Consider the following 13,608-nt stretch of genomic DNA (forward strand, 5'->3'; position numbering starts at 1 on the left):
AAAATAGTATAAACTAAAAGCATCCTCTATTCTCAATTGTAATAAAAACAATATAACAAATACACAAATTTAATATAAATCTTACACTAGGTTAAAATTCTAGAGTAAGATTTATATTTTCCTTATCTTTTTTTTACAAGAGAGGTAGAAATATAGTTTTTTATATTAATTTATTATATATTTTGCATTAAGAGATAAAGGAGAATTAGAATATGAAATTCTATATGATAAATAAACATAAATCCATGGTTGTAAGAATTGTAATATTAATTATTGTATCTTTACTGATATATATAAGTCATACTACTCAAGTATTAGGTAGTAATATTGATTCTAAAGAAGAAATTGCAAGTTCTATAGAAAAAATTTTTCAAAATAGAAATAAAGCTATATTAGATAAAAATTTACAAATGATAGAGCCTATTTATGATAAAAGTACTAAGTATGGAGTTTGGGCTTATGAACATGAAAAAAAGAAGATAAACTATATTGAAAGTTGGGAAGAAAAGCAAGGAGTTAAGTTTACTGACATTTTATCTAAAATATTAATTAAAAGTATTAAAGGCAAGGAGGACAAATATACAGTAAGTTTGTTATGTTCAATGGAATATAAATATATATATGAAAATGAGCCGCAATTAGTAAATACATCTAGAATAGGAATGCACCATTTGTTAAATATTGTTAACAAAGATGGAGTGTGGTTAATTACAAAAGAATGGTATGAAGACCCCTTTGCAGATTCTCTAAATTTAGATAGCTTAAAAGCGGATTCCATTAGACAATATATATCATCACAAACATCAAGGGATATTTCTAATATAAGTGAAAGGAGAATAAAGGCTGTAGAATATGCTGATCAATATAGTGGAGCAGCTAATGATGAAGTATATGGATTTAAATATAATAAAAAGTATAGAGATTATAATCCCATGGGAGGAGATTGTGCTAATTTTGCATCCCAAATACTATTTGAGGGAGGAGGATTTAGAAAAAATTCTGCTTGGAATTACGATAATATCGGAGCAACCCGAGCTTGGTTAAATGCTGATGGATTTAAAGCATATATGCTTCATAGTGGTAGGGCATCTGTTATTGCATATGGAAACTATGAGAAGGTATATAAGGATTCTTATAAGCTGCTTCCAGGAGATTTTATTGCTTATGAAAAAAAAGGTGATATTAAACATATTTCAGTTGTAACAGGTGTTGATTCAAAAGGATATCCTTTAATTAGCTGTCATAATACAGATAGGAACAGAGTACCATGGGATCTTGGGTGGAGTAATAAAAATATAAAGTTTTGGTTGATCCATGTAAATTATTAATATGCGAAATTATAAAAATATATTTATTTTTCCTTGAAAGTAAAAGAGCAAAGGTGTCATTTAACCTTTGCTCTTTTTTAAAATGCATATCTTTTAATTTTGTCTTTAATTAAGGTTTATAATGTACTTCTTATCTAGGTCTTCTATACTCACAATGTCCCGGTACCCAGCGGCGTTCCCAATGTCCAGGAATCCACCATCCATTAGGACCACAACGTTGAGGACGGGGACGTTGTGGAGGGTAATGCTGAGGTCGCTGACGGGTCATACCATAATCCATCATATCATCATCCATCATTGAATAAAATGGCATGTATGAGTAAGGTGAATAATAGTTTTCATCAGTGTCATAGTTATAATACATGTATATACCTCCATAGTAATTGACTACTATATTATTATATGCAGCAGTTCAGAAAAGGTGCATTTACTTATATGTGTTATATTACCATTCAATTTGTGTTATTCAATACAAGAACATTTTACTATAGTATATTTAGGCTATATTGCAGAATTCATGATTTGAGAAAGTAGTATGTATCTTTATAAACATTATTAAGGATTATTAAAGATAGTATGAGAATAATGAAGAATGTGGTATTTATGACTATTTACAGTATGCACAATAACTATAATATGGGATTATGAATGTTGCATTGCATGAGATTTATGATAAACTAGTATTAGATATTAAGCAATTATTTAATGTAGAATTAGAAATTACGGAAGGGGATAACAATATGCCAGATTTAAGCCTCTTTATGATGAAGGCTTTTCAAATTACTGTTATGGACTTAGTTTTAAGTGGTGATAACATAGGTGTTATTGCACTAGCTACTAGAAATTTACCTCCAAAGCATGCAAAATTTGCATCCTTTATAGGAATATTTGCAGCAATGCTGTTAAGAATTATATTTGCATGCTTTTTAGTATATATTTTGGCCATACAATGGCTTCCTATACGTCTTATAGGTGGGCTTCTGTTAGTAAAAATCACTTATGATTTCATAAAGCCTGAATCAAATGAAGAAAATAAACCTAAATTAAGTGAAGAATGTGCAGTGGAATCAAGTATAGAAGATACAAATATACATGCTTCAAATAAATTTATGAGAGCTGTATTTAGTATAGTTGTAGCAGATATTACTATGAGTTTAGATAATGTTCTTGCAATAGCAAGCTTGGCAGATGGAAGTATAGTACTTATAATATTGGGATTGATTTTAAATGTACCAATTATATTCTTTGGAAGTCAATTGGTAGCAAAACTTATGAATAAATATCCTATAGTTACTTATATAGGTGCTGCAATACTTGCTCATACATCCTTCAAAATGATTTTTGAAGATAGGTTAACAATAAATTTAGTAGCTCCTGTTGTAGTACAAATAATAAGCTATGGAGCAGCATTATTAACTATAATTTATGGAATTTATATTGTAAAAAAACAGCAATCACCAGTTAACTCTTAAGGAAAAGAGTAGATTATATTGGGAAGCTGGAAAGAAAATAATTGAGGCAAGCATCATCAAGGTGCTTGCCTTAATTGCTTTATTAATTGATTTTGTTATTTAGATGAGAGTTTTTGAGTATTCTTTATTGCTAAAACGAGGGCATCTATGCAAGCTTTAATATCTTTTTCGGTTGAAAAATCATTTCCAATCTCAATAAGTACTGATTTGTTAGATAAATCTTGGTTGAAGTAAGTGTTTCCCTTATTAAAGTAGATCATATTTGTTTGAATTTTACTCGAACGTTTAATGTTATCTACTATACAATTAGCAAACTTAAAGTTGTCCTTATAGTATGGACTTTCTTTAGCAAATACAAAGGTTATGGTTTTAGCTTTATCTGCCTCTGCTTCGGATAAACCTATAATTCCATGTATATCTATAAGAACTGTATTAGGGTAATTTTTTACATTTGTTTTTATCAAGTCACGTGAATTACAGTAGGATTTTGCATACTCTTTAGGTGCGGTGCATGAAAGAAATTTGCTATTTAAGCCTTCTTTTACAAGTTTATCATTGATTAAGGCACCTAGTTCACTTACTTTTATACTAGATGCTAATTTATAATCTTCATCAGGATGACTATTATAAATAACTATATCAGCTGAAAATGGTACTATAGTATTTGACTTATTGATTTGCAGCGATTTTATGCTATCTGATAGCTTGTCATTAGATATACTGCTAATGTTGCTTTTAGTAGTAATTTCTGATGCTTTTTCATGTATCTCTGCAGCTTTAGAATTGTTACATAAACCAATACTTGAAGTGTTCACTGTAATGCTTAATCCGCCTATGATAGTTATAACTATGCCTCCCAGCAATATGTTCTTAATACTTGGCTTTTTATATCTTGAAATCATAATAATCCTCCTTTTTATTTCAGAACTATTCATAACCATTGGTGTAGTTCCAATAAGTCTCTTATTTTTTCCAATTAACTTTAATACTCTTATTATTGTGTTTCCATATTGTATATTTTCACCTTGGCTTAAATTAGAGATTACTTGATAATCGCAATAAATTTCGCAATTCTCCCTGATTTTTTGAAAGCCATATAGCAAGACTGGATTAAACCAATATATAACTGATAGCAGAGTTATAAGTGAATTTATTATTATGTCTTTATTTTTGAAGTGGCATAGCTCATGCATTATGATGTATTTAAATTCTTCATCACCAATATTATCTGCAACAGTAATTGGAATTAATATCTTTGGTTTAATGAATCCACATAAGGAAGGACTGCTAATTTGAGAAGAATAGAACAATCCTAAGTGGGATCTTATGTTCATAACATTTTTACAATCATGTAGAATTTTTTTGTGAGAGTAGTTTATATCTTTTATAGAAACACTAACAATTTCTTTCAGTTTTTTATAGCCAAGAACTAATATTCCTGTTAGTAATATAATTACAAGAATCCATAAAAAACATAGTCCATTTTCAATAGTAGAACTGTTTTTTGAAAAGATATTAACAACGGTGTTAGTATTACTTTTATTTTGAAAATGAATAGTATTTGCTAGTGTTGAATAATTTATATTTTCATTTTCAAGCTTCACAGGAGATTTGATTTGTGTTTTTTGTGCATTTTCATTTGTATTAGTTTGTATATAAATGCTTTTGTGAATATTGGGAAAAATTAAGTGAGGTTGAGGTCCAAAAGGAATCATTAATTTTAGAATTAATATCATCCATACATAATAATGAAAGGTAGAATTTAAATTGTTTTTAAATACTCTTTTAATAACTAGTAACACTAGTACTAGTATACTGCCAATGAAGGATGAGAGTACAATCATTTGAAAGATACTTGTAAAATCCATATATATCAACCTTTCATTTTATTTGGTTGGTTTAGTATTTTTTTTAATTCTTCTATGTCTTTTTTAGATATTTCATTTGATTCAACAAAGGTTAGAAGCATAGATTTAATAGAACCATTGAATACCTTGGTGATAAAAGAATTACTTTCTAATTTTATAGATTCATCTTCTGATATTTTTGGAATTTTAAACATGTAACTTTACCTCCTGGATTACAAAAGTAATTTATAACTTTAGTTTACAACCGTAATCTTAGAAAGTCAATACTGTTTTGGAATTAATTGTAAAAAACCAAAAATGCAGAAATTGTGTTTTGCTAAGTTCATCAATAATTATTGGAAAAGTGAAAAACCTAAGTGATAACTAAATAGAAAGATTAAATAGAGTAAAAGAGGAAAAAGGATGGTGAAGACTAAGTAATATCAACATGTATTAAAACAGGTAGTCCAATTCTTATTTGAACTACCTTTCAATTATATAAGTTTTTAAAAAAATGAACTCACTAGTGATGATATAATCATTAAAATGATGAATATTATGGATAATGCTTTTCCTGGTTTAGCTAAATAATCGTTTTCGTATTTGTGTCCAATAAATATTGATATGCAAAATAAAATCAAAGAAATTATTGCTACAGGAAAAGATATTTTAAGTACACCTAAAATATGCTCTCCTACACATTTTCCATTAAAAAAAGTAAATGAAAACATAATAGAGAATATAGAAATTATTAATGATGAACTTCCTATTCCCCATCTTTTAGAATTAGTTAATTCCAACATAATTATCCCCCTATAAATTTACTAATATGTTTTAATAGAATTTTATTCTATATTATCCCTTGTACACATTATACCATAATTGTATTTATTTTCAAAATATTTATATGTGCTTGCCTTAATTGAACTATTATGTTATATAAATTATAATAAAGTTAAAGATAAATAATATAGAGAGGATTTATTTCATGATACCTTTTAGAGAAGAAATTGAAAAAATAAAGAATCAAATAGTTAAATTATATAATCCATATGAAATAATACTTTTTGGTTCATGTGCTAGAGGAAGAGCAAGGAAAGATAGTGATATAGATATATGTATAGTATTAGATTTTGAAGATAAGAGAGAGTTACTCTTAGATTTAACCATGAAAATAGAAAGTACTAGAGAGATTGATTTTATAGTATATACAAAAAGTTCATGGGAAAAAAATATAGCGGACACAGCATCCTTTGCTAGCTTAATCCAGAAAACGGGAGTGAAAATTTATCCGATGACTACCCGCTCTAATACTCCTGCTTCTCCAAGCGGGAGTAAAGAGCGGCTACGTCCCTGGATAACGATTTCTAAGCATCAGGTGAAGTTAAAACTCCATCTGATGCCAAGAACTCTGTTTATGGTTGATACATTAAAATACAATGAATGGTTTATAATGGGAAATAAAGATTTAAAAGGAGCAAAGATTCTTTATGAGTATGATGGAGATTTGGGACTTGTATGTTTTCATCTTCAACAAGCAGTAGAAAAGTATATGAAAGGTTTTTTAATATACAAGACTGGAATACTGCAGAATGGACATAACTTATTTAAATTATGTAAAACTGCCTCAATGTATGATAAAGAATTCAATAAATTCTTAAAAGATAGCGCTTTTCTAAATGCCTATTATATAGAAACAAGATATCCAGCAGAGGAACCACTGGTGGCAGAAAAAGAAGATGTTCATGAATCATTAAGAATAGCAGAAAATATAATTGAGTATATAAAGAAAATAGAAACTGATAAATAAAATGTGGTGAATTTCATCACATTTTTACTTTATGTGGGAAAATAGTGCGTAGTATATTTTTTATAAAATCACAATATGCTACAATGTGTGTATTAATATAAGAATAAAGAGAAGGGAAAATGAAATGTTTTTAGACAATAAATTAAAAAAGGAAATTGTAGAAACAAAATATCTATCTGTAGATAATACCTGGCGATACAGGCCAATAATAAGAATAATGTTTAAAAACTATGAAAAAATGAACTTTTGGCTTTTAAAAGAACAAATTTATGAAGAGCTTATAAAGTATGAGGATTTCAAGAAATATGATATGGAAACTTTAAAGCAGGATCTAGAAGTACTGGTGAATTGGGGGAATCTACTCACCATGTATGATACGAGAAAAATGAAAACGCTGGAGGAATTTAAAAATAAGCAGTATAAATATCAAGTATCACCTTATACTGTTGAAATAGAGAGGATGCTCATTAGACTTGAAACTCTAAAGGAGGAAAACAGGGGGTCCTTGGAGGCTACTTTGGTAGAAAGATTTAAAGAAGAACTTAAAGAGATAAATAGTATGTCTTCAAAAGAAAATGTTAAGGTATATGATTGGTGGAAGAGATTAAACAGAGATTTTAAAATCTTAAATGAAAATTATCAAGATTATATAAGTAAGTTTTATTCACCTAAAAGTGAAGAATTGATGAAAACTACACAATTCTTAATTTTTAAGGAAAACTTCATATCCTATTTGAGAGATTTTATAAAGGGGCTGCAAGTAAATGCAAGTGCTATTCGAGAATTTTTGCAAAGGTTAGATGAAAACGCTATAGAAATTGTAATACAAAAATCTTTAGAGCACGAAAAATCTCTTCCAAGATTGGAAGGAGAGTTAAATGAAGAGTTTTATATTGAAAAGAATAGAGGTAGGTTTTACAGTATTAAAAGCTGGTTTTTAGGAGAAGGACACAAAAGTTCTATGGCAGATCAGCTTTTAGACAGCACAAATGAAATAATAAGAAAAATCACAAGATATGCAGTGCAGCTTACAGAGATGAGATACATAAGTGGCAACAGAAAAGAAGAGTATAAGAAAATTGCAGAGCTTTTTTCAAAGTGCAGCACTATAGAAGATGCTCATAAGCTTTCATCAGTAGTATTTGGTGTTTTTATACCAAAGCATATTAAAGGAAATCCTGTTAGGGAAACGGAAAGCATAGAAAGCAGTATATATGAGGAAAAACCTTATTATGTCACAGTAAAGCCTAGAATAAGGCAGTATAGAGAGAAAACTGCCAGTAGAGTTGCAGTGAAGGATAGAAGTGTAGAAAAAAGGATAAGGCTTGGAAAAATAATAGCTAAAAGAGAAGAAGAAAAAAAGTTAGTAGAAGGTTTAATAGTAAATGATAAAATTACTTTTTCTAAGCTAGGAAGTATATCCAGAAATCAAAGGGGAATTTTGCTTAGATGGCTTTCCAAAGGAATAAATAACAAAAAGGGTATTGGTAAAACGGAATATGGCAAGATTTATAATGTGGTACAGCATGAAAATAAAGAATATATAACGCTGCATTGTGATGATGGTGAATTTAAAATGCCTGACTATACGCTTGTTTTTAAATAAGCTGATAAGCATAATATGACGGAATTTTTAGAGGACAGAGGACAATTGACAGAGGACAGTGAAGGAGGATTTTTCTCCGCTCTGCTGCGAAAAATCTTTAATTAAATTTTTGATGACTCCTTTCGCTAAAGCGAAACATTGCCGACTAGTATAACCTTAAAAATAAATTAGTTTTCTGACGTAAAGAAGAAAACTTACCTTCATTGTCCTCTGTCCTCTTTCAACTGTCCTCTGAAAATACTTGGAGGTGAAAGCGTGAAGGAACTTTTAGCACTACTAGAAAATTATATTATTTTAAAGGAAAAAAACAGGGAGCTTTATTATCAAATAAAAGATAATTATGATAATTTTAAGGATTTTTTAATTGAGAAACTGGGTTATAATTTGATTTTTCATGAGGATTTTGTGAAGCTTGAAAAGATACCAGGCAGGGCAGAAGGCTGGATGGGTATAGAAGGCTTTACTGATATAAAGGAGTATATATTTTTTGTGATACTTTTAATGTATTTAGAGGATAAAAATAAAGAAGAACAATTTGTATTGTCCTTTGTAACAGAGTACATATCAAATCAATACCAGAATGAAAAGATAGATTGGACAAAATACAGTAATAGAAAATCCTTGGTTAAGGTTATAAAGTTAGCATTAAAATTAGGAATTATGAAAAATAATGATGGTGATGAAGATGAGTTTTCCAGTAATGAAAATGCAGATGTACTCTATGAAAGTACTGGTATTTCAAGATATATAGTGAGAAGCTTTTCAAAGGATATTATGGAATGTGAAAGTCTTGAAGAACTTATGCACCACAACTTTGAAGGAGTGGAGCAGGATAAGGGAATGCTAAGAAGAAATAGGGTTTATAGGAGATTGCTTTTATCACCAGTTGTCTATAATGGTGGAACAGAAGATAGTGACTATGATTACATAAAGAAATTTAGAAGCAGCCTTCAGGAGAATTTTGAAAATAATTTAGGCTGGGATTTACATGTACATAAAAATGGTGCTCTTATAGTTTTAAGTGATGATAACAAAATAGGTGATTTGTTTCCAAGTATGAAGGGAGAAAGTGAAGCTATACTTCTATTTGGAAAGCTTATAAGGGAAAAGCTTGAAGAAGGAAAGCTTGTTTTAAATTTAAATGATGAGATAGTTTTAAGTAGGGAAAATTTTAATGAGCTTTTATTAGAGTTAAGAAATAAAAAAGGAAGCGGCTTTAAAAAAGAACTTAGAGACAGTAAGGATGAGTATTTTATAGATGTGTTGTTAAATTATATGAAGGATTTCCTTATGGTAGAAGAAAGGGAAGCTTCTATAGTGATACTTCCAGTACTAGGTAAGGTTGTAGGTGATTACCCAAAGGATTATTTAGCAGAGGAAAATTAGGTATATCTAAAAATAACTAAGAAGCTAGTATTGTTGTATAATACTGCTTTGCTTTAACAAAATGGAGGAAGAAATGAAGGAAAGATGGATTGCAAATAAGTTTGGCCTTTTTAATTTTTGGTATTATGATGAAGAGGAATTTCAGCTTTTAAATGGGAAAATTCTTTTAAGAGGAAGCAATGGAAGTGGAAAATCTGTAACAACACAGAGCTTTATTCCACTGCTTTTAGATGGAAATAAAGCACCCAGCAGGCTTGATCCTTTTGGTTCTACTGCAAGAAGAATGGAAAATTATCTTCTTCATGATAATCATGAGGACAGGATAGGGTATTTATATATAGAATTTAAAAAGCCTGAAAGTAACTTATATATAACTATTGGAATGGGAATGAGAGCACAAAAATCTAAAGCTATGGATTCTTGGTATTTTATTTTAAAGGATGGAAGAAGAGTAAATAAGGATTTTAAGCTTTATAAAGTTTTAGGAGAAAAGTATCCTCTTACAAAGCAGCAGTTTAAAAATTCCTTAGGTGAGGGGAATTTCTTTACTGAAAGTCAAAAGGAATACATGTATAAGGTAAATGAGCATCTTTTTGGTTTCAGTGACATTGAAAATTATGAGGAACTTTTAAAGCTTTTGATTGAAATAAGAAGTCCAAAGCTTTCTAAAGAATTTAAGCCTACTAAAATATATAACATATTAAATAATTCTCAAAAGACTTTATCAGAGGATGATTTAAGACCTATGGCAGAGGCTATGGATAATATGGATTCTTTAAACATGAAGCTTATGTCCTTTGAAAAAAGCTTGAAGGCAGCGGAAAGTCTTAAGGAAAGCTTTCATAATTATAATAAATATATACTCTTTTCAAAGTCTAAGGATTATTTGGAGAAAGAAGATTATGTAAGGGCATTGACAAAGGAAAGAGAAAGCTTGCTGCTTGACATTGAGGAGTTAAAAGATGAAAAAGATATAAAAAAGAAGGAAGCAGATAACTTAAAAGAAAAATATGATAAAGCAAGAGTGGAATATGAGAAACTCATAAAAAATGATATTTTTGCTACTAAAAATGAACTTGAAAATTTAAAGATAGAGATAAGTGAAGAAGAAAAAGAGGTCAGTGCTTTAAGAACTTCCCTAGATAAAAAGAATAAAGATTTAAAAGAGAAGGAAGGCAAACTAGAAGAAATAAAAAAAGAAGAAGAATACATAGAATCACAGATAATAAGAGAATTGGATGACATAGAAGACTATGGAGAAGAATTTAATTTTGAAGAAGGTGCTTTATTAAAAAAGGAACTTTTGAAGGGTATAAAGGACTATGATTTTACATTTATAAAAGAAAGCTTAAATAAGGAAGAAAGAAAATTAGAAAATGCTTTTAAATTCATAAAGACGTATGAAGATATAAAATCTGAAAAAGAAGAATGTGAACTAGAAAGAGACAAAACAGCTAAAATTGTAGAAGGCTTAAATAGTGAACTGAAAGAAAGCTATGAATATTTTACCCATATTAAAGAAGAATACATGGAAAAAATAAATATTTATAATGGAAATAATAATGAGCTCATTTTAAAGGATGAAGAGCTTCAAAAGCTATTTAAGTTGGTAAATGATATAGAAAAAAGAGGGGATTTGGAAAACCTGAAGCCAATTATAAGTGATGCTTACAATAATTTTAGAGGAAAACTTTTAGTAGAGAAAACAGGACTTCATGAGAAAAGGAAAAGCTTTTTAGAAAGCATTAAAGAATTAGAAAAACAGATAAAAATATTGGAGCAGGAAAAAGAAGCTGAGTTTATATTGGAGGAGGAGGTAAAGGTTAGCCGTGAAAAGCTTGAAGAGAAGAAAATACCTTTCATACCTCTATATAGAGCCTTTGATTTTACAGAAAACTTGTCAGAAGAAGAAAAGAAGCTCATTGAAAGTTCTTTAATAGATATGGGTATGATAAATGCCTTGATAGTACCTAATAAATATAAAAATGAATTGATGAATATAACTGCAAAGGATAGATATTTATTTGCTGGAGAGGAAAAGAAGAGCAATAATCTTTCATCATTTTTAAAAGTAGAACATGGGGAATTTGCTTCACTTTATAAAGATGAATTAGAAGCAGTGCTTAGTAGTATATCTGTAGAAGAAGGAACATCTACATATTTAAACAACAAAGGTATTTATAACATAGGTATTATAAAGGGAAAAACTTCCTCCAATTATGAATTGAAATATATAGGAGAGGAAAGCAGAAAAAGACATAGAGAAGCCTTAATAAAAGAAAAGCTTCAGGAAATCCAAAGCATAAGGCTGCAAGTGGATTCTTTAGAAGATGGCTTAAAGTATTTAGAGAAAAAAATGGTTATTCTGCAAAAAGAGTATGAAGCTTTTCCTTCTAAAGAGGATTTAAAAACCAATCTGGAGCTTATTGAAGAAAAGGAAGATGAGGTTAGAAGTCAGGAGAAAAGCTTACTTATTTTAAAGGAGAAATATGCTCAGTTAATTAAGAGGTTGGAACAGGCTAAAGTAAAAGTTTTTGAAGAAACAAGTGAAATAAGCTTAGAAAAGAATTCAAAGTCTTTTGAAGATGCCTTGGATGCTGCAGAAGATTATAGAAAAACTTTAAGTAAAATAGAAATTAGTGTAGAAAAGTTTAAAAGCTGCAGCTTGAGAATAATATCAATAGATGAGCAAATAGAATATCTTAAGGAAGATTTGGATAGACTTTGGCAGAATGTAGCAAGCTTAGATAAAAAAATAAAGAATAAAAGTATTAAGGTACAAGGGCTTCAGGAAGTACTTATAAAGGCTAATTTAAGTGAAATAGAAAGAGCCATAGAAGAGGCTAAGCACATAGTAGACAGCTATCCCTATAAAAGTAGTGAAATGAACAAAGCAGTAACTACTATAGCCAATAAGATTGAAAGCAATATGGAAAAAGAAAAGGAAAAGGAAATAAAAATAAAAAGGGAAAAAGAATTTCTCAAAATATTAGAAGAAAACTTATTAAAAGAAATTGAACTTAATTATGTAGAGATAAATGCAGCAGATACCTTAAAGGAAAAAGCTGAATATGTGGTTACTAATTATAAGGAAGACAAAAATAAAGATGAAAGAACCTATGGAAGAGAGCTTTTTGAAAGCGTACAAAGATATGAGGGAGATTTGAGAGAGTACAATTTAAAGCATATGGAAATCTTTGAACTAGAGGAAAATATAGAAGATGAGGAAAAGAAAAGGCTGTATATGAAGGGAAAAAGATATGATATTGTACTTAGATTTAATGGGAAAGTTTCCATTTATAATTTAACTCATCTTTTAAGGGAAGTCATAGAAGAACAGAAGTTATTTATCAGTGAGAAGGAAAGACAAATTTTTGAGGAAACTTTGATAAATACTATCAGTACTAAGATAACTGGAAAGATATATCAAACTAAGATATGGGTAGATCAAATGAATGATTTAATGGAGTCTATGAATACTTCAAGTGGGCTTAAATTTAGTTTAAGATGGGTTCCTAAAAAGGCAGATAGTGAAAATCAAATGGATGTTTCAAGCCTAGTAAACATTCTTGAAAGAGGTGCTGTAGTAACAGAAGAAGATATAGATAAACTATCTAAACATTTTAAAGAAAAGCTTAAGCAGCAAAAAAGGGATCTTGAAGCTAGTGGTGAAGTAGTAAACTATCAAAGTATTATAAAGGATATTTTAGACTATAGGCAGTGGTATGAATTCAGGCTTTATTATACAAAGCCTTTAGAAGGAAAGAAAGAGCTTACAGATAATGAATTCTTTAAGTTTTCTGGTGGAGAAAAAGCTATGGCTATGTATGTTCCACTTTTTGCAGCAGTAAATGCAAAATATAATGGAGCGGATAAAAAGGATTGTCCTAGAATTATAGCTTTAGATGAAGCTTTTGCAGGAGTTGATGAAAATAATATAAGTGATATGTTTAAGCTTTTAGAAAAGATGAATTTAGACTATGTATTAAATTCTCAGGTTCTTTGGGGAGATTATGAAACGGTAAAGGAATTGGCTATTTGTGAATTAACGAGAGATAACGAAGATGATATTGTTGTAGTTGAGAGATTTCAGTGGAATGGAAAGGAAAAGGTTATAGTTATATAGGATTACAAGGTGAAAGCTTAACTTATGCTCCGA

The 13,608-nt window shown here is 29.4% G+C and carries 9 protein-coding genes; 6 read left to right on the top strand and 3 right to left on the bottom strand.

Going from position 1 to position 13,608, the window contains the following annotated elements; all coding sequences use genetic code 11:
• The first annotated feature begins 212 nt into the window (after positions 1 to 212).
• Together Ccar_RS04140 and Ccar_RS04150 are read left to right on the top strand one after the other, a co-directional pair.
• On the top strand, positions 213 to 1,328 hold the full coding sequence (locus Ccar_RS04140; protein WP_007064247.1) for an amidase domain-containing protein: 1,116 nt from the start codon (positions 213 to 215) through the stop codon (positions 1,326 to 1,328).
• A gap of 740 nt (positions 1,329 to 2,068) precedes the next feature.
• The gene (locus Ccar_RS04150) at positions 2,069 to 2,800 is read left to right on the top strand and encodes a TerC family protein (RefSeq protein ID WP_007064582.1); all 732 of its coding nucleotides are present in this window, start codon (positions 2,069 to 2,071) and stop codon (positions 2,798 to 2,800) included.
• 95 nt (positions 2,801 to 2,895) lie between these two features.
• Here Ccar_RS04150 and Ccar_RS04155 read toward each other — a convergent pair whose 3' ends face one another.
• From Ccar_RS04155 to Ccar_RS04165, 3 genes are all read right to left on the bottom strand, one after another.
• Positions 2,896 to 4,668, bottom strand: a complete 1,773-nt coding sequence (locus Ccar_RS04155) for a M56 family metallopeptidase (protein WP_007064583.1) — start codon at positions 4,666 to 4,668, stop codon at positions 2,896 to 2,898.
• A gap of 5 nt (positions 4,669 to 4,673) precedes the next feature.
• On the bottom strand, positions 4,674 to 4,862 hold the full coding sequence (locus tag Ccar_RS04160; RefSeq protein ID WP_007061919.1) for a BlaI/MecI/CopY family transcriptional regulator: 189 nt from the start codon (positions 4,860 to 4,862) through the stop codon (positions 4,674 to 4,676).
• Between the two features lie 291 nt (positions 4,863 to 5,153).
• The gene (locus Ccar_RS04165; protein ID WP_007061918.1) at positions 5,154 to 5,450 is read right to left on the bottom strand and encodes a hypothetical protein; all 297 of its coding nucleotides are present in this window, start codon (positions 5,448 to 5,450) and stop codon (positions 5,154 to 5,156) included.
• A 185-nt stretch (positions 5,451 to 5,635) separates the two neighbouring features.
• Between Ccar_RS04165 and Ccar_RS04170 the strand changes: the two genes are divergently transcribed.
• From Ccar_RS04170 to Ccar_RS04185, 4 genes are all read left to right on the top strand, one after another.
• The gene (locus Ccar_RS04170; RefSeq protein WP_007061917.1) at positions 5,636 to 6,457 is read left to right on the top strand and encodes a HEPN domain-containing protein; all 822 of its coding nucleotides are present in this window, start codon (positions 5,636 to 5,638) and stop codon (positions 6,455 to 6,457) included.
• Positions 6,458 to 6,581: 124 nt separating this feature from the next.
• A complete protein-coding gene (locus tag Ccar_RS04175) occupies positions 6,582 to 8,063 on the top strand; it encodes a TIGR02677 family protein (RefSeq protein WP_007061916.1) in 1,482 nt (493 codons plus the stop codon).
• A gap of 255 nt (positions 8,064 to 8,318) precedes the next feature.
• Positions 8,319 to 9,449, top strand: a complete 1,131-nt coding sequence (locus Ccar_RS04180; RefSeq protein ID WP_007061915.1) for a TIGR02678 family protein — start codon at positions 8,319 to 8,321, stop codon at positions 9,447 to 9,449.
• A 73-nt stretch (positions 9,450 to 9,522) separates the two neighbouring features.
• A complete protein-coding gene (locus Ccar_RS04185; protein WP_007064585.1) occupies positions 9,523 to 13,575 on the top strand; it encodes a TIGR02680 family protein in 4,053 nt (1,350 codons plus the stop codon).
• The last annotated feature ends 33 nt before the right edge of the window (positions 13,576 to 13,608 follow it).

Origin of the sequence: Clostridium carboxidivorans P7, from assembly GCF_001038625.1 — a bacterium.
Taxonomy (GTDB): domain Bacteria; phylum Bacillota; class Clostridia; order Clostridiales; family Clostridiaceae; genus Clostridium_AM; species Clostridium_AM carboxidivorans.